Here is a 21,664-nt window from a genome sequence, read left to right on the forward strand (position 1 = left end):
TAATTAAAAACAAATTTATTACATTTTAATCCTTCCTTAATTCTTTCTTAACATCCCATTTACTTTCATATACTTCTCACTGCCCGTTCACACAAACAACACCTTCGAGACTTATTCTTAGAAAATCAATAAAATGAGCAATCAGGAGGATTTTAATGAAAAAAACAAAAATGCGTGTGTTCTCAGCCGCTGCAGTGCTGACGATGGCGCTATCAGGCAACGTTTTTGCTGCAACAGACCTTATCACCCCAACTGCTGAAATAACTGCTGATATCTCTGAATTCAGCGTGGAATATCGTGGACATATCCAAAACACCGGCGACTATCCCCTTGATAACAGCTGGATACAGGGTCCTGACGAGCTGGGCACCGAAGGACAGGGACTTCGACTTGAAGGCTTCTGGATTGAACTGACCGGAGACGTTCCAGATGGGGCCCATATCGAGTATCAGGTTCATGTTGAAAATGAAGGCTGGATGGACTGGGTCGCTGACGGCGAATTTGCCGGAACTGAAGGAAAAAGCGAGCGGATTGAAGCTATTCGCATTCGGCTTGTTGATGATTCCGGTAATACTTTGAGCGGTTATTCCGTCCAGTATCGCGGACATATCCAGGATCAGGGTGATACCGATTGGGTTTCTGACGGCGAAGATTTGGGAACAACCGGTCTTGGTCGACGCCTTGAAGCACTTGAAGTCCAGATAGTTACTACTGATTCAAGTGACAACTCCACCGATGAGGACACGGACGAAGCAAGCGACGAAAGTAGTGAAATCTACAGTTTTGTAACTTCTCCAACCTCTACTATCGAGTTAGACACCGAATTTTCTAAGCGCGAGTTAAGCGGAACATACGATGAAAGTGACGCAACTCAAGTCATTTTTAACGGCAGTGATATTAGCGTTGACGGTGATGGCGCAGCAGTCGACGGCAACACCCTAAACATCACGGCTGCCGGCACCTACATTGTCAGCGGTGATTTAAGCGACGGACAAATTCTTGTGAATGCCGGTGATGATGATAAAGTACAAATCGTATTAAATGGTGTCAGTATCTACAACAGCACCAATGCACCAATCTATTTGTTAAATGCCGATAAGGTCTTTATTACTCTAGCCGATGGAACGACCAACACCTTAACCGATAACTCAGACGAATATATCCAGACTGACGACAACACAGTTGATGCGGTCATCTTTTCGAAAACCGATTTGTGTCTTAACGGAACCGGCACTTTAAACATTACTGCCAATTACCAGCACGCCATTGTTTCAAAAGATGATCTGGTAATTACCGGCGGTACTTATAATATCAGTGCAGTCGATAACTGTTTAAAAGGTAAAGATGCCCTCAAGGTTTACGATGGGGTCTTTAACCTCAACTCATCCGGTGGTAAGGGTCTTACTTCTAAAAATGACGACGATTCGACCAGAGGCTATGTCTATATTGCGGATGGAACTTTCAATATTGAAAACTGCACCGAAGGAATCGAAGGAACAGCAGTCATCATTGAAGATGGTATCATTGATATTACAGCTACCGATGACGGCTTAAACGCGGCAAGCGCAACAAGCGATGATACCACTACTGATATAAGCGATCCAGCTGCTGGTGAAATGCCAACAATGCCTGATGATGGCACAATGCCAGATGGTACAATGCCTGATGACGGAACCAGACCTACAAAACCAGATGACGGTACCATGCCTGACGATGGAACACAGCCTGATGGCGGCGGTGGCATGATGGGAACCGACACCAACGCTTATATTTCAATCGCAGGCGGCACCATTAATATTGACGCCCAAGGCGATGGCATTGACTCCAACGGCAACCTCTATATTTCCGGCGGCACAGTTCTGGTCAGTGGTCCGACCAGTAGCGGCAATGGCGCTTTAGATTATGACGGGACCGCTGATATCAGCGGCGGGACAGTCGTATTTGCCGGCAGCTCCGGTATGGTTCAGAATTTTTCTGATACGTCTACCCAGGCAGCTATGCTCTATACTTTCTCTTCAACTGTTTCAGGTGGAACTGAGCTGAGTCTTACTGATGCCGATGGCAATATGTTAGTCTCCTACAGTCCAGTTAAAGACTATCAGACTGTAATCATTAGCACACCTGCTATCGCTGTGGGGTCAACCTACACTCTAACAGCCGGTAGTGAATCGACGACTATTGAACAGACCGATACGATCACAGGCGGCGGTAATCAGGGCGGTGGCGGCCCCGGTGGCGATATGGGCGATCGACCAGATCCCGGTCTTGATCCGATGACCCCGCCAACAGATACAGAAATCTAATCCAATAGTTTAAAAAAGCTGCGGCAAACAAAAAAGTTTGCTGCAGCTTTTTATTTATAGATCTCATCGTTTTCCATACATTTGTAATTCGGGAAATTTTTCTCAATGTTTTCTGTGCAAATCTCGTTAACTTATATCCCCAGCCGGATTAACATGAACCATGATATGCTTGACCTTGGGAAAGGACTCTTCAATATTTTTATGGACCCCTTCAGCTATTTCATGGGCCCGTTGCAGGGTGTAGGTACGTTCCACGCCAATTTCAATATCGACATAGATTTTATTGCCAAACTTTCTGGTTCTTAATAAATCAATACCCAGCACCTGGTCATTTCTGATGACACAATCATGGATCTGCTGTTCAGTTTCTTCACCACAGGAGTGGTCTACCATCTTATCAACGGCATCCCGAAAAATGTCGTAAGAAGCTCTGGCAATAAAGACAAAAATAATCAGACTGGCTACCGAATCCATAATCGGAAAGCCCATTCGTGCCCCCATGATTCCAATCAGCGCTCCCACTGACGAAAGGGCATCGGAACGGTGGTGCCAGGCATCTGCCATTAGTGCGCTGGAATCAATTTTTCGGGCATTAATCCGAGCATACCAGTACATCGCTTCCTTGGCAATGATAGAGACCAGTGCTGCCACTAGAGCCATCATTCCAGGCGCTGCCAGATTTTTATAGTTACCTGCCAGGATGTTTTTTAGTGCCTCAAAACCAATCCCTAAACCAGTCACAAAAAGAATCCCCGCCAGAATAATAGCAGCCACACATTCCATTCGTTCATGTCCGTAAGGATGTTCTTTGTCCGATTCCTGAGATGCCAGTTTGACTCCGATCAGTACCACAAAGGTCGAAAAAACATCTGAAGCAGAATGAATCGCATCACTGATCATGGCGTTCGAGTGGGCCATAATCCCCGCCATTAATTTGAAAAGCGACAGGATAATATTCCCAATGATTGATACCACTGATACCTGTCTGATAACTTTCTGAAAATCGTCAGACGTTATTTGACTGTTTTGTTCCATTTCTAATTCCTCCAAAGTTAAGATTGCCTTGCAGCAATTTCCTTACAGCTTTTCATGATCAGCTTAGATTTCATCTCTGATCAATTTCTATTTCTTTATTTTTCACGCAAAAAATCCGCGAATCAGCTGTGTACTGTCCCGCGGATGAAAATTCCACTGTCACCTTGTGACCCGACCCCATGACATTCCGTCACGGTCTGCTCAGTTTGTACCTTTAATTGCAGTGCAAAGAGTTTTTAAAGAATAGCATGCTCAGTTGGTGTTTGTCAAGAATAACCGACAAAAACTGAACACTTCATTCCCTATTTTTAGTTCTAATTTCTTAAACACTCAAAAGCAAACCTCGCTTAAGCCCGATTCAGCCACAATAAACGCAGTTTCTACCATGATTTTTTGACTGATACAAAGCTGCATCAACCCTGCTGATCAGGCTATCATAGGTATCACAAACCTGATAGTCAACAACCCCAAAACTGGCTGTTCTTTTATTAATCTCTAAAAACTGATAGCTTTCAACAGCATGACGGAGTTTTTCCGCCAACAAAAGGGCCTCATCAAGATCTGTTTCCGGGCAGATGATAATAAACTCTTCACCGCCCCACCGTCCTAAAATATCGGTTTCTCTGGTATGGTCATTTAGCAACCGTGAAAATTGAGCCAGCACTTTATCACCTGTCAGGTGTCCACAGCTGTCATTGACCTCTTTAAAATAATCGATATCCATCAAAATAATCGAAAAGTTCTTTTTATATCGTTTAGCCCGATGAATTTCCTGATTAATGGCTTCATCAATCCGGTTACGATTAAATAGTCCGGTTAATTTGTCAGTGACCGCTATTCTGCTGATTTCTTTGACCGCTTCATGAAGACTCCTGGTCTTCTCCTCCACCATCCTTTCCAGTACTTTATTGCGATCCTCAAGTTCTTTTATCGGATAAGTTTCATCACCCTCATGGGCATCAGTTGGGAGTGAAATATGCATATGTTCAATCAACCATTTGTCCTGCGATTTAATAAATACCAGACTTAATCGCAAGTTGTTGATCTTTACTTCCTGATCCATAATATGGGTCCTGATATTAAGTTCACACCAGGCGATTCCAGTATGATCACCAAAACCATTTATTATTGAATCAATTATCTCATAATTTACGCGCTCGGGAGCCTGCTCAAAATCTCTGGTGAATAGCACTTCAAAATCATTATAATTATAAGCCCTTTCATCTAAACCTGTCCCAAAACCACTGACACCTGGGCCAATCATTTTCATTGTTCCTATAAAATCTCTGTTTAAAAAATATGTATCCAGATAGGTTTTAAGCAATAAACGGATTTCTTCTTCAATATTCTTCAAGCAACTTCCTCCAAGTAAACTAATTTTTATTTTATACACAATTAGCTGATGATTAATCCAGTATTTTAATTCTCATACTTTTACAAATTTACGACATGTCGCCTGTACACTCTTCAAACACCTGATCATAAATCATCTCTGTCTGCATTGTATTAACCGGTTTTGAAAAAAGGTAACCCTGAATAAAATCGCAGCCGCTCTTTTTAAGCAACTGAAACTGTCTGCTGTCTTCAATTCCCTCGGCGACCACCTGCATCCCCAGCGTATGGGAGATATCGATAAGATTTTCAATCACCCGCTGAGTTGTCGTTTCCAGATATCGGTCACAGAGGCTTTTATCCAGTTTAATCTTATCAATCGGCATAAAGGTCAGATAACTGAGCGAAGAGTAGCCCGTACCAAAATCATCCAAAGATAAGTGAACACCAATCGCCTTGAGCGCATCCAGAACTTTCATCGCCTCTTCCTTGTTTTCCATAATGGCCGTTTCAGTGATTTCGATCTCAATCAGTTCCGGAGACAAATCATGCTTTTTTAAAAGACGATCCAAATAATCAGCAAAACCGGAATCCTCCATTTGTTTGGCTGAAAAGTTAATGGCCACCGGCTTAAGTATCAGACCCTTTTCCCGCCAGTGGGACAACTGGGTGACCACCTCATTCACAACCCAGCGACCAATAGCGATGATACTGCCATCTTCTTCAGCTACAGGAATAAAGGTCTGGGGATAATACTCGTTGCTTTTTAGTCTGATTAATGCTTCAAAACCAAACACGCTACAGGTTTCCACATCAACTTGCGGCTGATAAAGCAGAGTAAAACCACCATTAGTCAATGCGCCCTTGAGCTTACTGGTAATTCGGGTTTTCTCCATCATCTCGTCAGTCATACTTTTATCAAAATACAGATAATTGTTTCTGCCGGATCTTTTTACCCGATACATGGCCAAATCCGCATTCATAATCAACTGGTCAATTTGCCTGCTGTCGTTAGGGAAAAGTGAAATCCCCATACTGACTCCAATCGAAACCAGTTCATCGGCAACAATAATTTTTTCAGAAAAGACCTTTAGTATATCCCTTGCGTGCTGGTCAATTTTTTCCAGCTCTTCAATATTATCTATCAAAACCAAAAATTCATCACCGCCAAATCGACTGATTTTAAGGTGTTCATTGACTTCCAGCTGCATCAGCAAACCAACGATTTCCTGCAGAACTTTATCCCCAAATACGTGGCCCATAGTGTCATTAATTTCTTTAAAATTATCCAGATCAACCATAATCACAGCCCCCGGATGATGGCTGCTCAATGCATTTTCCAGATACTCAAGAAAGCGGCGGCGGTTGGCAATCCCGGTTAAAGGATCCAGATAAGCCAGGTTTTTGATATATTCATCTTTAGCGGTTAACTGAACAGAATATTCCTGAATATCTGCGTACAATTTCTTCAGTTCTGAAAAATCCCGGCTGAGTCGCTGATTAAAAATATAACCGATTAAAATGATGACTTCCGCAATGATAATGATCAGGCTCATAATATTTAAAATCATCAGCTGATTTCTCAATTCACTTTTGGGGATAACCGATCCCACCGACCAGTCGTTGCTTTTTATAGGACTGTAAGCCACATAATAGTCCGTTTTATCTTCCACATATTCAACAATACCAGAACTTCCACTAAGCATCTGACTTCCGATTTCTGCCAGCTGATTATTTTCGTCAAAAATACTTTTATTCATCACATAAGCAGCATTTGGATGAACAATATACTGACCATCTTTATAGAGCAAAAATGCGTATCCATTCTCACTGAAGCTATAGGACTGGACAAAGTTCTTAATGGTTTTAAGACTGATATCCAAGCCGACATTTCCAATCAGTTCTTCACCATCATATACTGGCGCAACAATTGAAATAATCAGATCCCCGGTTACCACATCCACATAAGGCTGGGAATGGGTAATCAGTGAATCACTCAACAACATATCCGTGTACCATGGCCGCTGCTCAAGAATAAACCAGTCCGGACTGACATACATTTTATCCGGTGTAATAATCCCGTTCATCGCTCGACTGCCCAGCCATACCAGGGATATATCCTCATCACTGGCCTGAATATCGGCAACAATAGAAGTAATTCTGTCTGCCATAGGATTTTTTTGGTGCTCACTATAGCTTGTGGAGGCTTTAAGATAATCCAGCAGTTCAGCATTGGTTAACATTTGTCGAACGATTTCATCATAGCGGGTAAAATCTGTGTTGACTACTTCAGCAATAATCTGCGAATCTTTCGTGAGCTCCGAGGTTACTTTACTTTCCAGAAAATCCCGCAGCATAATATTAAAAAGAATGGTAAAAATGATGAAAACAATCATCAATATGATAAGCAGTGGATTAAGCAGCTCTTTCGTATAGTTCTTGATGACGATAACCTCCAGCGATGTATTTGTAATTCATGAATACAGGTATAAGTTCATCCAGCATTGTAAGAGATTAAGCCAGAAAATTTAAGTTTCAAAATACTATTAACTATGATTATAAACGCTTATTTAAAACAAGACAATCAAAAAATGCCCTCGTTCAGAAGGGCACTCAAACTTTATAGATTTTTTATCTCAATTTTCCAAAATATTGACCGATTATTTTTTGTGGGTCCCACTGACATCCCGTTTAATCCGGTCTTCAACCCGCCGATTAAGCCACATGATCGCTGTTTCGATATGAACCAGGGCCATGGTATTTTCCTGACAGGCAAACTCACCTTCCTGAAAAAGCTTTAAGCGGTCTCTGACAATTTCCAGTAAATCAGAATCAATTACGCCTTCTTCCGAATCGGACTCCTGCCGTGCCCCTTTTTGAAATTTTATACGACCCAGTTCGATGCTGGGGTCATCTTTGGGCCGAATAACGTACTCCTGATAGGCATTTCCGAATCCTTTTCCCTTTTCCGGAACACGGTAAACTTCATTTAAACTCCCCAAATATTGAACCGTTGTTAATTTTTCACTCATTTTTGAGCCTCCTCTTTAACTCTGAATCCTAGTTTGATTGGTTTTTTTATACCCAAACTAATTGCACTTATTCATAAAAAACAAAAGAAGCTCAAGCCGCAAATTACTTGGCAACCTGAACTTCTTTCTATCTGATTCTTTTTTTAGTCATAAAGCTGTCAGTTTTTTATTCTGAATTTCCCAATCATTTCCTTAGGGCGTGTCTGAAAACAAAATCTTTACAATCACCACAATGCGTTTTAAAATAAAACCAAAACGTTGGGAGCACGATAATGCCATCAAAACGCTATGAAATTACAGACGAACAATGGGAACAGATTAAAGCTTTATTTCCCAAAGCGAAAACTGGTCGACCGCCAAAAGATAATCGGTTAATCTTCAACGCAATTTTATGGATTGCGCGAAGTGGTGCTGCGTGGCGAGATCTTCCCGAACGTTTTGGTTCGTGGAAAACGGTCTACAGCCGTTTCTGTAAATGGCGTGATGACGAAACACTGGCAAATATTTTTCATGCCTTAAATACCGATGCTGACTTTGAAAATCTCAGCATTGATTCAACCATTGTAAAAGCGCATCAGCACAGTGCTGGTGCTAAAAAGGGGCTGTAAATGCAGAAGTGAATCAATACATCGGTAAAAGCCGGGGCGGTAACACGACTAAAATTCACGCAGTCGTCGACGCTCTGGGTAATCCGATTCACTTTGAACTTTCAGGCGGCCAGATTAGCGATAATACCGCTGCAATTGGTCTACTGGCAAACATTGAAATCAAAAATGCCAACATTTTGGGTGATAAAGCTTATGGAACTAAAGAGATCCGGACTTATATCACTTCACAGGGTGCAACCTATACAATTCCGCCAAAGTCAAACACCAAAGAACCCTGGGACTGTGACTGGTGGCTTTATAAAGAACGCCATCTGGTTGAATGCTTTTTCAATAAAATCAAACATTTTCGTAGAGTTGCGACTCGTTATGACAAGCTGGCATCTTCGTTTTGTAGCTTTGTTTACATTGCTGGCATCTGGCTTTTGTCAAAATAATTGGTGTTTTGACTTTTCAGACACACCCTAAGTATCTGAGCCTGACTTGATAATTCTTCACTGGAGGCCGCACGCTCTTCTGCTGTCGCCGAATTAACCTGAACAACATCGGAAACCTGTTCAATATTAAAATAGTTGTTACTTTCGCTGTCCTTACGGACATCTTCCATCCGCTCCATCTCTCTACTTTGTATGAAGTTATTAACATGATGGCCTTCCGGCGCTGTTTGCTTCGACCTGATTCACCAATTGCTGGGCCGATGCATAACCGTTTTGCTCCATCTCATCAAGCATACTTCTTCGGGTCAGATAAGATGACAAAACCCCAATAATCAAAATCCCCGCTGCCACACAAACTAACGGGATTACCAGAATCTTAGTTCTGATTGTTTTTTTCCTGCGCTCTTCCACAATAATCCTCCCTTTTTCTTATTTCATACTATTTCAATGTGACAACTTGCTTTAAATAGTTAAAGCCAATATAGCAAAGAAAAATTATTTTGGTCAAGAATAAAGTGATATTGTATTAAAAATAACTGAGCTATTCTTCCAGAAAGAGAGCAGATGACTGTCACCTCTCACCTGCCGCTTGACAAAGACCAGAGCATTTTATAAACTAAAGCCACTAAAGAAACAGGAGTTATAATGGAGATACAGTTATCCGACCGCTTTAATTCGGTCCGCCTTTTACGCTTTGCCCTACCATCGATTATGATGATGGTATTTATCTCGATTTATTCGGTGGTTGACGGTTTTTTTGTCGGGCGCTATGTCGGCAGCTACGGCCTGGCGACGGTTAATATCGTTTTCCCACTGATTATGGCCATCGCCGCCTTTGGTTTTATGCTCGGTACTGGCGGGACAGCCACCGTTGCCCAGACACTGGGCAGTGGACAAGCAGACAGGGCGCGGGGGATCTTCAGCTTCTATACGCTGGTTACACTCGCTTTTGGATTGACGGCGACGGCTTTTACTTTTACACTGATGACTCCGCTCTGCTACTGGCTGGGAGCCAGTGAAGCAATCATAGAAGATTGTGTGGCCTATGGCCGGATCTGTAGTCTGGGGATTGTCTTTTTTTTACTGCAGGCCTTTTTCCAGACTTTTTTTGTTGCCGCCGAACGTCCCAAGCTGGGTTTTTATCTGAGTATTCTAAGCGGAATCACCAATATTTTATTTGACTGGCTGCTGGTCGGCCGGTTGGGCTGGGGACTAAACGGTGCGGCAACAGCAACAGTAGCCGGTTTTGTTGTTGGTGGGCTGTTCCCAATCTTATATTTTTCTTTCAATCATACCAGCTCCCTATATTTTGTCCGACCCGATATCAACTGGTGTCTGCTTTTTAAAAGTCTTGGTAACGGCGCCTCGGAGATGGTAACCAATCTTTCGCGATCGCTGATTACGGTCTTATTTAATATCATCCTGATGCGCGAACTGGGTGAGAACGGAGTGGCCGCCATTTCGGTCATGCTTTATGTAGAGTTCGTTTTTACTGCTGTTTTAATCGGCTTTTCGGTAGGAGTGGCACCGGTTTTTGGCTTCCATTTCGGCGCCCGCAATGGGGACGAACTGCGCTCACTCTTTTTTATCTGTCTGCGGGCTCTGGCGCTTATTTCGCTGTTGCTGTTTGCTGTCGCCGAAGTTTCTGCTCGACTCCTGATCATCATCTTTATACCTGATAATGGACCACTAATCGATCTGACCGTTTACGGCTTCCGCCTATTTGCTCTTTCTTTTTTAGGCTGCGGCATCAATATTTTTGCCTCAGCCTATTTTACAGCCCTAGGAAACGGAACAGTTTCAGCCTTAATTTCCTTTTTGCGCACTCTGGTTCTACAGGCTCTGTCCATTCTCGTGCTGCCAGGTCTGGTTGGCATCAACGGTATCTGGCTGGCTCTCCCCCTGGCCGAAGGCCTCGGACTGGCTATCAGCGCGTACTTTTTTTATCGCCAACGGAACGTCTTTAAAATCAGGCCGCAAAATGATCCTGCCAATTAAAAGTCCACGTGGCTGACACGTTTTATCAACTTATTTCACCACCAGGGATAGATTGTTACAACCTGTTTAGAAAAGTCCACCTCATCAAGGATTTGTTCGACCGCTACTAATACTTCTTCAGAAAGCGTAAAACTATCGCGCAGGTTTTCAAAATCTTCCTGTTCAAAAATGGTATACACATTGTTATCAAAATCCTGTTCGTTCTGAAGCGCGATAAAAGACAAGGCATCAAATAATTCATCCTCGTTTTTCAGACTGATAATGGTCTTCATTTGGCAACGTTCGTCAAAAGGGATATCCGATTCCTCATTAAGATATTCGTAGTTCTCACAGAATATTTTTTTGTCACAGGCATCGATTATAATATCTAAACTCATTTTATTCTCCTAATCTATATATCATCAGGAATATCAGAAAGATACTCATAGATGTCTTCACGTACTGGGACATCTAACTGATAATTGATTTCTACCGCAGTTTTATTGGTATCACGCATTAAAAACTCTTTAGCCTCACCAGTAGGTATCATTTTTCCCAAGTAATAAAATTCATTAGCTCCTTTATCATCCTTATTTTTTCGTACGAACAATTCCATGTCTATTCCATATTTCTGAGACTCGAGCGCCGTTCTAACATCATTTGAGCTCAACCTTCTTCTATGCTTAGAAATGGCTATTATTCGAGAAGGTGATAAAAACCGATCTTGATAATTGATTGAAGCATCGATATCTTCGCTTTTGTGGTAATTGATAAAGACTGGATATGTTTTCGATTTTTCATCGTATTTATAGCCACCAATATTTTGTGCAACTCCACATTTATCCCATTCAAGCAAGCGGCAAGCATCCTCATAAGAATATTTTTGGTAAAGGGAAAAGGCACTGTTTTGATAGCGGTTTCCATAATATTTTGCATTTCGAAACAGTCCATAATCTACTAATTCCAACAAATATTTTCTAAAAACCTCATCTTTTAGCTGTTTTAAAAGGACAGATGAGGCATTTTCACCATCTAGAAAAACTGCATATTTAAAGGTATTTTTCCCAGTTCCCGCGAGAAATTGATTGGTCAAAACATTGGTCACATTAGTGAGCGTTTTTTCTTTTATCTCAATTCTGTATTCCGTCTCCAGCTTCTTTTTCATAGCAGATAAAGGGTTTAATTTCCCTTCTAAAATGTATTTAAGCACCAACAATTCATGGGGTCTTTTCCCTATCGCTAGTTTCTTTGAAATAAAAGTGATCATAACTTCTTGAATTTCATTAAATTCAGAATAATAATCCTCCTCATACTTTTTTAGAAATTCATGGTATGAACCAGTATTGCTATTAAATAAAACTTCTAAATCCATGGAATCGTGGGTCTCAAAATCCATAAAGGTTGGAATTCGACCCAAACGATACTTTAAATTTAGATAGCTTTCTTTCATGTATTTGACGCTAGCAAAATTGACTTGATCGATGGCTTCGTAGATTTTACTTCTGGAAATCTCATCAAAATTGATGGTTGATGCACCTGGAATTACCCGGGTTCCTTCGACTGTATATCGACGAATTGTATCTTTGTTAAAACTTCGATCATCGGATAAAGCCATGGGAATCATAAAATTATTCTTGTAATTCCCGATAAAGTCAAGTACCACAACAAACTCTTTATTCTGCGCTTTACGCAGGCCACGGCCCAGTTGCTGAACAAAAATAATCGCTGATTGGGTCGGACGCAGCATAATAATTTGATTCAATGTCGGCACATCTAGACCTTCATTAAATAAGTCCACACTAAAAATATAATCGAGTTTGTCATCACCATCACCTTCCAACCGTCGAATCATTTCTTCCCGCCGATCGCTTGAATCCGAACCTGACAAGGAGATAGTTTTATAACCCCTGAGATTGAATTTTTCAGATAAAGTTTTAGCTTCCTCATTACGCGAACAAAAGACAAGTCCATTAACCTTATTACTATCATGGCCGTAGCGCTTTAACTGACTAATAATATGATTAACGCGTTCATCTGAAGTCAGATATTTAAATTCCACGGTATCATCAATCAATTGCCCTTCGACCATAATTTCCGAGATTCCAAAATAATGGAAGGGACATAACAAATCCTCTTCCATGGCTTCTTGCAGCCGTATTTCATAAGCAATATTATAATCAAAATCAGCACAAATATTATGCTCATCTGTTCTTTCTGGCGTAGCGGTCATACCTAATAAAAAGTCTGGCTTTAAATAGTTTAATATCTTTTGATAGGTATTAGCCCCCGCCCGATGACTTTCATCAACAATGATATAATCAAAATCATCTGGTCTAAATGAATATAGATATTCATCTTTGGATAAAGTTTGAACTGTAGAAAATAAATATCGTATATTTCTTTTGGCTAAATTCCCCATTAATTTTCCACACTCAATCTGGTCACCAATAACCTTCTTAAAGCTTTCCATAGCCTGATTTAACAGCTGTTCACGGTGAGCAATAAAAAGCAGCCTCGCCGGTTCTACTTTTCTTACGTCAAAAGCCGCTAGATAGGTTTTTCCGGTCCCCGTTGCAGATACCAGTAAAGCCTTCTTTTCCCCTTCATCACGAAGCTTATCAATGCCAAGTAGTGCCTTGATTTGCATTTTATTTGGCATAATCGGATCGAGCTGAAAGGTCGGCGTTTTTGCAGTGCTTATTTGATAGTCAACTTGATAACCACTTCGATAATCTGCTACATTTGATATTTCACCTTTCTCTGGTTTATTTACCTGACTTTTTTGAATCAAATTACGGATGTAAATCGCTTCGTACTGGTCAATCCATTCGCCTGTGACAGGAATAGCAGATTGATATAAGGTATCAAATTCACTTAAGGTTTCATGGATTAAAGACCCCTTTTCCATCGAAGAGATTTTCAGATTCCATTCCTTGTTCGATGACAATGCGTTTTGGGTAAGGTTGCTGCTCCCAACAATTAAACTGTAGACATCTTTTTTTCGAAAAATGTAACCTTTGGTATGGTGATTACCGCTCGTGACAATCCGCAAATCTATATTCTTAAAATCTAACAACCGCTTTAAAGCCTTGGGTTGGGTAAACTCCAAATATCTGGAGGCAATTATCCGGCCTTTAACATTTTTCTTTTCTAAATCAATCAAAGTGTTCAAAAGCGAGACGACCCCACTTTCGGTAATAAAGGCCACCGAAAAAAAGAACTCCTCGCATTGACGCAGTTCTGTAATCAAGCTAGTTAGAACTTTTTGCCCTTTACTGCTATCATTGATTAATAATCGGGGCCGGTATTGCTCCAGAGATAAAGAATTTTTATCAATTAAACCAGCCAATAGACCGGCTTTTACAGCTTCAATTGACTCCACTTGCTCTCCTACTAACGATCCATTAATTTTTTAACAATCGGTAAATCCGCTGGTGCCCAATCTAATCCCATTAACTGCTCCACCTTTAGCCAACAATGATGATGATGTTCTAAGCGCTCAAAGCTTTTATTCTGAACAAAAACTAAAAAACCGTGCATTTCTATTGAAAAATCCGGATATTGATGATTAACAGTTAAAAAGAAATTATCCGATTTAACCGTAACTTCAAGCGCCATTTCTTCCTTTAATTCGCGCTCTAATGCTGCTTCTTTCGACTCACCTTCTTCAATCTTTCCGCCGGGGAATTCATATTTTAAAGAAAGATATTGGTGTTTTGACTCAGGACGCTGCATACATAGAATTTCATCTTTGTATTTGATAATGGCTGCTACTACGTTTAGGTGTTTCATTGGGTCTCCTTTTGCTAATGACTATCTGTTTGTGCAGATATCTAACTTGAACTTATGCAGTTTATATCTCGCCTTTTACATTAGCCCATCATTTTATAGTTCCAATTTCCAAAATTTTTGGAACTATGGTTTTCTATAATTCCAATTTTTCGTTTTTTTGGAACTATGGTTTTCTATAGTTCCAATTTTTCGTTTTGAGGGAACTATAGATGTTTCATCAAACCCGAAATACGTCAATATAATTTTTCATTGCATAGACACGATTTCTCGAGTATCCAGTTATTTCTTCCAGTATCCCCTTTTCACACATTGCTAATAAAATTCGACTAACCGTCTGCTTACTGAGTTCATTTGATTCCGCTAAAATATTTGCATTTTGAATAGGATTATTGTAGAAACAATCAAATATCGCCTGAACATTTTCACCACTACCGGTAATCTGAGGAACAATTCGATTATACTCATCGACAAGCGACACCGCCTTACCAAATTTTATCCTTGCTGTCTTTGCCGTTTCTATTGAGGCCTTCAGAAAAAATAAAATCCAACCAATCATATCATGATTTAGTCGTACACGATTTAGAGCATCATAATATTCTGTACGATGTGTTTCAAAGTAATCGGATATGTAAAAGCAAGGCTTTTTCAGTAATCCAGAATTAAGTAAATAAAGAGGTATGATAATCCTGCCAGTTCTTCCGTTTCCATCTAAAAACGGATGGATGCTTTCGAACTGATAATGGATCATTGCTATTCTAATGAATGCTGGCACATAAATTTTATCATTATGGATAAATTTTTCTAAGTCAGTAATCAATTCAGGTATATGTATATGTGCAGGCGGTACATATGATGCATTAGAAGGCATGCTACCTCCAATCCAGTTTTGACTTGTCCGATATTCACCTGGGGTTTTATGTTCACCGCGAACCCCCTGCATTAATTCATTATGAATTTCACAGATCAATCGGGAACTCAGCGGAAAATCATCTTGAATAATTCTATTTACGCCATGTTGAAGTGCATTAATATAATTATGGACTTCTTTCGCATCATCACGTTTTTCAGGATCAAGATCTTTAATCGGCATCATTTCTTCTTCAATTGTTGTTTGCGTACCTTCAATACGATTTGATTTATTAGCTTCTACCTGTAAATGCATTTTGATGTATAAATCTATATTGGGAACCAACTCGGAGTAACTGCCAAGACTCCCTAATTCAAGATTAGCTTGCTCCAAAAGAACGTTTATTTGAGGCGTTTTCCATTCCCATTGGCGATTAATAATTGCTGGAATAAATGAACTAAATTCTGATTGGGGTTCATAAATCCCCGCCTGATATTCCTCTAAATACATAATAACACCTCTATCTAATATGATAACTGAATTACTTGATTACAATCTTGTTGTTCAAACCATTTTGAATATCAATTCATAACAGCACACTTCATTCTAACACAACTTAACTATTCGCTGCATTTCATATTCTACTTTATCCTTTCCTTCTCTCCCACCAAATTAAACCACTGCTCATCTTCCCTGCCAACCCTGGCATCCCCGGTCAAAAAGGTCTCTACAATTTTTAGTCCCTCAACCTTCTTTAGCAGTTCTTCCAGCCTTTCTTCATTCAAATCGGTAAAGTATCGGCCTCTGCGCATACCTTCATAATCCCCGTATTTAAAGGAAGCATAGAAGCTCCCGCCTGGCTTAAGTGCTTTTACAATTCGGTCAAATATATCTGGCAGATCATCAAAGGGCACATGCAGAAGTGATGCACAGGCCCAGACGCCGTCAAATTCCTGCTCGTAATCTATCTGATCAAAAATCAGGCAGGAAACAGGGCGGCCGATTAGGGTTTGAGCCAGCTTGCAACATTCTTCTGCACCGTCTACTGCCGTCACAGTATAACCGGCCTCAATAAAAGCTTTGGCATCTCGACCGGAACCGCAGCCCAAGTCCAGAATTGTGGCCTTTTGTGGCAAATAATTTAAAAACCGCTGATGAATATCCGTAAGATCGGCCGAGACGGTATCGTCCACGAAATCTTTAGCGGTCTGATTATAATAGTTTAGGGTTTCGTTCATGATGGCTCCTTATATGTTGAGTTTTTCCAGCCGTTCCCGGTAAAAACGGGTGGTACGGTAATCAATAATATCTTTAAACTGGCTGACAAAGGACGGATTCTTAACAAAGACGTCCAGCGCCTGAGAAAGACAGAACATCTCGTCTTCCTGATAAAAGAACTTATGCTCGGTTTTCTGTAGAAAGTGAAGAGGGCTTTCATTCATCAGGCTCATTATTTCCTTGTTGCTCCAGCTCTCAAAATCCCGCGTTCTTTTATGACGCAGCAGATCAATCCGATTTGAGGACTTCTGATAAAACAACCAGAAATTTTTAACCAGTTCCTCCTCAGACACCCAGTTTTTCATAGTCCCATCATTCCAGAAGGCCAGAAGTACGGGCATTTTATAGGTTTTAGACATTGAAGTTGTTTCCATCCTTTTCAAAAACTCATGCCCGACACTGCCAATCAGAGCCTCTTCTTCCGGTATCAGTTCACCGTTCTCTTTCAGGAAACCCAGGTAATCATTTTCAGCTGGCCGATTATCTGATTGTCATCTCCAGTTAGACAGTTTCTGACCGTGCTTTGGCTTAATTCATAGACTGACATAGGCCCTCCTTTCTCCTGATTGAAATTTCACCCATAACCTTTTATTAAATAATCACGCAAAAAAACCGCCAGTTTCCACCGACGGCTCGCGCACTTCAAATTAGGAATCGGGATACAAAACCCGTTATTCCAGTCAAAATTTTGGATCCGTCAGGTGATGCTCACTTGCTGACAGTTCTGCCGGTTACATCCAGTCCAAACTGCATTTTAATAAATAAGTTTCGCAGCCTAAAATCTGATTTTTAAACGATTATATTTCACTATTTTTATTTTATATGATTCTAGTCAAATAAGCAATGTGTGACAGTAAAAGTGACAAAATTTTTACGCCTATTTTCGTTATCCCCCGGCCTTTCCGGCTATAATAAGAATAAGAGGTGAGCTCGATGAAAAAACAAAATCCATCCCTTTTAACTATGCTGGCGGTATTCGGCTTTGCCCTTCTGATCATTCCCATGGCTTTCGATGACTCAAACCGAATGATTCTCTGGGTTTCCGGCTTCCTGTTCCTGCTTATGCCACTGCTGATCAACCGCAACAATAAAAAATAATCAGCTATTTTTCAGACAGGATAAACTCCCAGACTGCCCGACCACCGCTTCCATTTCATAACTTCTTGTTGACCGTCTTTTATTTACTGTTTCTGCCAAATTCGACAACATTTTGTCGCTCTTTGTCGGCTTCATCACACTTCTCCCTTCATTATCAAAATGAGCCATCGGCATCAACCGACGGCTCATTCTAAATTTATAAGATTCTGTTAAAATAATCAATGCGTGACAGCTCCTGTGGCAATATATTTATCTGCAGTATTCTGCTGTAATTCCACTCACCTTCATATTTTTAATCCTCTACCTTTACAGCCAACTGTTAAAATTTCTATTTTACAGTCCTTCAAACTCCAGAACTGTTCCCTGTCCAAACACTCCGGCTGACTTGTCATATTCAACCCGATTTCGTCCACTCGATTTTCCCCGATACAGGGCATCGTCTGCCCGCTTAACCAATGATTCAAAAGTATCTTCATCGCGAATTTGAGCCACACCAATACTGATTGTCACCGGAAAACCCTGTTCGCTCATTTCAATTCTATGTCGTAACTTCTCTGCCAAAACAGCAGCGCCTTCAAGCCTGGTGTTAGGACAAATTATCATAAACTCTTCGCCACCCCAGCGTCCACAGATATCGTTTTCACGGATCGTTACACCCATTATTTCTGCGGTCTTCTTTAGCACCTGATCGCCAGCCAGATGTCCCAACCGATCATTAATTTCCTTAAATTTGTCAAGATCGCCGATGATTACTGAGAAAGGTCGTTTGGTTTTCTGGTAGTTTTCGATCTCCAGACATAGAATCTCATCGAGCTTGATTCGATTATAGGCACCCGTCAGTTTATCGGTCACGGACAGGCTTGCCAGCTCATTATTTTTTTCTTCTAAATGACCAAAGGCTTCCACCACTGTCCGCTCGTAATAACTGATAATCAACGTCATTACCAGATAGGCAAAGCCAAGATTTAAGACACTGACAAAAGTGTATCCCTGTTCCAACCAGTCCATATAATTCAGGATAATGTAAAAAAGTACCAATAGGGCAATACCGACTGTAAAAATCCTTCCCCCTTTGCGGCCCAGCAAAAAATAAGCACTTGGTGGAACGATAATAATCCAAATCAGATCGTATTCTGCAGATCCGATAAACCAGACCAGGGCAGTTATTATGCCAACCTCGGTGAGAATCATCACCACTGCCGTAAAGACAATTTCATGACGTCGATGAAAATCATAGAGGGCCAGGGCACAAATTAGACTGGCAATAAAGTTACTGACCATCACCGGATATATTTTATTGTAAGCAGCAATTCCAGAAAATAGAAATGCAATGATAATCCCCAGCGACAAGATGGCATTCATCATCAATACTCGTTTCAACTGGGGATCATCCTGTTGAAAATGATAATTGTTGGTCATAAATTTCTGAAATTTCTGTTCCAGCATGGCTCCTCCTAAAGATTTTCGTTATTTTCTCAAAACCATTATATTTCATTCACCGGTAAAATGAAACTATTTATTCGTCTTATCATAAACTTTTCATTCAACTTGTTTAGTTTTTTTAGAAAAACATATAAGCTTTCTCTAATTGCTATGCCTTAATAATTACCCGTTCCAGGTCTTGCCAAGCTAAATAACAACGTGCTAAAATGAAACCAATATTAAATTAAAATAATCCAAATAAAACCGGCGCCCAGGTTAGCGTAAACAGGCGGCAAGAAAGGAAGAAAATTTGACTGAACAAGAATTTACTTATCTATATGACCTGCTTCATACTTCCCTGCCCACAAATAAAATTCCAGATGATGCCAAAGACAATACAATGTTTACCGACCTGGTCAACACCATCAACCATTTGCGAAAGGCTGCTGCTGACTTAAGCTATGGCAACCTATCTGCTCCAATTGAAGGCCCTGGTTATATCATGGACTGTCTTAAAAACCTTCAGTCTTCCCTCAAAACTTTATCCCATACAGCCGAACAGCTGGCTGAAGGCGATTTTACCCAACACATAGAGTATTTCGGGGATTTCGGGGCCGCCTTTAACACCATGACTGATAAGCTAAAGGCTGTCATTGATGACCTGACTGAGACTCAGGCACGACTTCAAAAAAGTGAAGCCCGCCATCGTCTGCTGGCTGATCATGCCGACGATGTGATCTGGACCATGGACCTGAATGGACGATTTACCTATGTCAGTCCTTCGGTTGAAAAGCTGCGGGGTTTTTCCGTTGCTGAAGTACTGGAACAGACAGCCGAAGAGATGCTTTGCCCTGGTTCTTTAATTGAAATGCAAAAGGGTCTGGAACGCGCCATCAACTCTGTAACCAAAGGCCTGCCCTTCAATATTTATCGCGGCGAGCTGGAACAGCCCTGCAAAGACGGCTCAACCGTCTGGACTGAAGCGACGGTTTCCGGAATCTATGATGAAGAAGGCAAATTTGTTGGTATGCTCGGGGTTACCCGTGATATTTCCGAACGCCGAAAAATGGAAGAAGAAATTCGCCGACTCTCAATTACCGATAAACTGACCCAGACCTACAACCGGCTTAAACTCGATGAAAGTATCGATTCACTTTTTTCGAAGGCGAACTCAGTGGGGACTGTTTTTTCGATCATTATTCTTGATATCGATCATTTTAAAAACGTCAATGACCGTTTTGGGCACCAGGCTGGCGATCAGGTCCTGATTGATCTGGTCGGGCTACTCAATTTGGGCGTTCGCGACTCAGATATTGTGGGCCGTTGGGGCGGTGAGGAATTTCTGATTATTCTACCCGAGACCAACAAAGCCGAAGCACTCATTATGGCCGAGCGTTTAAGAGCATCCGTTGCCGACAATCATTTTAAAGATGTCGGTCGGGTCACTATCAGCCTGGGTGTCACCAGCTACAACGATGACCTGACACCGGAACAGCTAATTTCCCGCGCCGACAGTGCCCTATATCAGGCCAAGCAAAATGGTCGCAACCGGGTTGAAAATGAATAGCTTTTTTAGCTGAAACAGATAATCCAAAAGGAGTTAAAAAAAGGTGCCCACATTATAGACACCGTTCATTTTACAGTAAAGTTTGGGAATAATTTAATTGCCCACTCAGGTTTATTCTCCCTGCACCATCTAAGCCTGTCCAAAGCTTTCAAAGTAAGCCCAGGCAGCTTCAGGCGAATCAAATCCCTGAACCTGCTTTTCTTCTCCATTACGAATCGTCACTTCCCGATCCATCAGAGATATTCGGCCATCAGGAATAGGACGGGTGGCAATTAAAACCTGGCGGAAAAACGATTCCGGATGAGCCGAGGTGAAAAAATTGGCAATTTCAAAATCTGCATCAATACAAGGCTCCAGCGAAAAAGCATAGCTGGGTATGAAGTCATCTTCAATCCTTGTTTCCAGTTGACAGGTCTGATCATCAAGGGCTGTGAGCCGATATTTTAGACCATTTTGATCTTCTTCATGGTTTTCTTCAATCAGAAGTGGCGTAACCAGGCCATTCCCGCCGAAACCCACATCACAAAGGTAGCGATTGCCATCTAATTCCACTGTATTGACCCGATGAGTTTTTCCCGATTCGGCATAGCCATCACGATAAACTCTGGCCAGATGGCTGGTGACATCAAAACCAATCTCTTTGAGTAAAGCCGCAAACAGGCTATTTAATTCAAAACAGTAGCCTCCTCTATTTTGACGGACAATTTTATTATATAAATCGTCCTGTTTTAATGACACCGGCTCTTTTTTATAAACGGTGAGATTTTCAAAAGGAATGGTCATGACGTGAGCCTGATGCAATTTTTTAAGCTGTTCCACGCTGACTTGCGGCATTTCATCAATTTTTAGGCGTTCCAGATAGGCTTTTATTTCTTTCATCGTAAACTCCTTCTTTTCCTCAAGCGATAAATTTACTTTTCTGTTAGTATAACATAATGT

The 21,664-nt window shown here is 41.1% G+C and carries 19 protein-coding genes, 1 pseudogene and 1 riboswitch; of the genes and pseudogenes, 5 read left to right on the top strand and 15 right to left on the bottom strand.

Annotated features, from left to right (window positions below; translation table 11 throughout):
• Positions 1-155 precede the first annotated feature (155 nt).
• On the top strand, positions 156-2,303 hold the full coding sequence (locus Q5O24_13555; GenBank protein WKY47365.1) for a carbohydrate-binding domain-containing protein: 2,148 nt from the start codon (positions 156-158) through the stop codon (positions 2,301-2,303).
• Positions 2,304-2,429: 126 nt separating this feature from the next.
• Here the strand turns inward: Q5O24_13555 and Q5O24_13560 are convergent, their stop codons facing one another.
• From Q5O24_13560 to Q5O24_13575, 4 genes are all read right to left on the bottom strand, one after another.
• Complete coding sequence (locus Q5O24_13560) at positions 2,430-3,338, bottom strand: cation diffusion facilitator family transporter (GenBank protein WKY47366.1); 909 nt, start codon at positions 3,336-3,338, stop codon at positions 2,430-2,432.
• A 131-nt stretch (positions 3,339-3,469) separates the two neighbouring features.
• Positions 3,470-3,553: riboswitch (NiCo riboswitch) on the bottom strand.
• A gap of 143 nt (positions 3,554-3,696) precedes the next feature.
• A complete protein-coding gene (locus Q5O24_13565) occupies positions 3,697-4,692 on the bottom strand; it encodes a diguanylate cyclase (GenBank protein WKY47367.1) in 996 nt (331 codons plus the stop codon).
• A gap of 88 nt (positions 4,693-4,780) precedes the next feature.
• Positions 4,781-7,066, bottom strand: coding sequence for an EAL domain-containing protein (locus Q5O24_13570; GenBank protein ID WKY47368.1), 2,286 nt, complete (start codon positions 7,064-7,066; stop codon positions 4,781-4,783).
• A 264-nt stretch (positions 7,067-7,330) separates the two neighbouring features.
• Positions 7,331-7,702: an ABC transporter ATPase gene (locus tag Q5O24_13575; protein ID WKY47369.1), complete on the bottom strand. Its 372-nt coding sequence runs from the start codon at positions 7,700-7,702 to the stop codon at positions 7,331-7,333.
• 269 nt (positions 7,703-7,971) lie between these two features.
• Between Q5O24_13575 and Q5O24_13580 the strand changes: the two are divergent.
• Positions 7,972-8,744: pseudogene (locus Q5O24_13580) on the top strand (IS5 family transposase).
• Here Q5O24_13580 and Q5O24_13585 read toward each other — a convergent pair.
• Together Q5O24_13585 and Q5O24_13590 are read right to left on the bottom strand one after the other, a co-directional pair.
• Positions 8,711-8,923 (bottom strand): hypothetical protein, encoded by a 213-nt coding sequence (locus Q5O24_13585; protein WKY49275.1) that lies wholly within the window; start codon positions 8,921-8,923, stop codon positions 8,711-8,713. The pseudogene Q5O24_13580 and the gene Q5O24_13585 overlap by 34 nt on opposite strands.
• Positions 8,924-8,945: 22 nt before the next feature.
• Positions 8,946-9,155: a hypothetical protein gene (locus Q5O24_13590; protein WKY47370.1), complete on the bottom strand. Its 210-nt coding sequence runs from the start codon at positions 9,153-9,155 to the stop codon at positions 8,946-8,948.
• 234 nt (positions 9,156-9,389) lie between these two features.
• Here Q5O24_13590 and Q5O24_13595 point away from each other — a divergent pair, with 234 nt between their 5' ends.
• On the top strand, positions 9,390-10,742 hold the full coding sequence (locus Q5O24_13595; GenBank protein ID WKY47371.1) for an MATE family efflux transporter: 1,353 nt from the start codon (positions 9,390-9,392) through the stop codon (positions 10,740-10,742).
• A gap of 35 nt (positions 10,743-10,777) precedes the next feature.
• Here Q5O24_13595 and Q5O24_13600 read toward each other — a convergent pair whose 3' ends face one another.
• The 6 genes from Q5O24_13600 to Q5O24_13625 form a co-directional block, all read right to left on the bottom strand.
• A complete protein-coding gene (locus Q5O24_13600; protein WKY47372.1) occupies positions 10,778-11,119 on the bottom strand; it encodes a hypothetical protein in 342 nt (113 codons plus the stop codon).
• A gap of 14 nt (positions 11,120-11,133) precedes the next feature.
• Positions 11,134-14,103, bottom strand: coding sequence for a DEAD/DEAH box helicase (locus Q5O24_13605; GenBank protein WKY47373.1), 2,970 nt, complete (start codon positions 14,101-14,103; stop codon positions 11,134-11,136).
• An 11-nt stretch (positions 14,104-14,114) separates the two neighbouring features.
• Positions 14,115-14,513, bottom strand: coding sequence for a (deoxy)nucleoside triphosphate pyrophosphohydrolase (locus tag Q5O24_13610; protein WKY47374.1), 399 nt, complete (start codon positions 14,511-14,513; stop codon positions 14,115-14,117).
• A gap of 217 nt (positions 14,514-14,730) precedes the next feature.
• The gene (locus Q5O24_13615; GenBank protein WKY47375.1) at positions 14,731-15,870 is read right to left on the bottom strand and encodes a Fic family protein; all 1,140 of its coding nucleotides are present in this window, start codon (positions 15,868-15,870) and stop codon (positions 14,731-14,733) included.
• 131 nt (positions 15,871-16,001) lie between these two features.
• Entirely contained in the window at positions 16,002-16,598 is a 597-nt protein-coding gene (locus Q5O24_13620) for a class I SAM-dependent methyltransferase (protein WKY47376.1), read from the bottom strand.
• Between the two features lie 9 nt (positions 16,599-16,607).
• Entirely contained in the window at positions 16,608-16,997 is a 390-nt protein-coding gene (locus Q5O24_13625; GenBank protein ID WKY47377.1) for a hypothetical protein, read from the bottom strand.
• 574 nt (positions 16,998-17,571) lie between these two features.
• Here Q5O24_13625 and Q5O24_13630 point away from each other — a divergent pair.
• Positions 17,572-17,736, top strand: coding sequence for a hypothetical protein (locus Q5O24_13630; GenBank protein ID WKY47378.1), 165 nt, complete (start codon positions 17,572-17,574; stop codon positions 17,734-17,736).
• Here Q5O24_13630 and Q5O24_13635 read toward each other — a convergent pair whose 3' ends face one another.
• Together Q5O24_13635 and Q5O24_13640 are read right to left on the bottom strand one after the other, a co-directional pair.
• A complete protein-coding gene (locus tag Q5O24_13635) occupies positions 17,737-17,958 on the bottom strand; it encodes a hypothetical protein (GenBank protein WKY47379.1) in 222 nt (73 codons plus the stop codon).
• 111 nt (positions 17,959-18,069) lie between these two features.
• Entirely contained in the window at positions 18,070-19,182 is a 1,113-nt protein-coding gene (locus Q5O24_13640) for a diguanylate cyclase (GenBank protein WKY47380.1), read from the bottom strand.
• A gap of 286 nt (positions 19,183-19,468) precedes the next feature.
• Here Q5O24_13640 and Q5O24_13645 point away from each other — a divergent pair, with 286 nt between their 5' ends.
• The gene (locus tag Q5O24_13645; GenBank protein WKY47381.1) at positions 19,469-20,725 is read left to right on the top strand and encodes a diguanylate cyclase; all 1,257 of its coding nucleotides are present in this window, start codon (positions 19,469-19,471) and stop codon (positions 20,723-20,725) included.
• 129 nt (positions 20,726-20,854) lie between these two features.
• Here the strand turns inward: Q5O24_13645 and Q5O24_13650 are convergent, their stop codons facing one another.
• The gene (locus Q5O24_13650) at positions 20,855-21,604 is read right to left on the bottom strand and encodes an arylamine N-acetyltransferase (protein ID WKY47382.1); all 750 of its coding nucleotides are present in this window, start codon (positions 21,602-21,604) and stop codon (positions 20,855-20,857) included.
• Positions 21,605-21,664: the final 60 nt, after the last annotated feature.

This window comes from Eubacteriaceae bacterium ES3, from assembly GCA_030586155.1.
In the GTDB taxonomy this organism is placed as follows: Bacteria; Bacillota; Clostridia; order Eubacteriales; family Eubacteriaceae; genus Acetobacterium.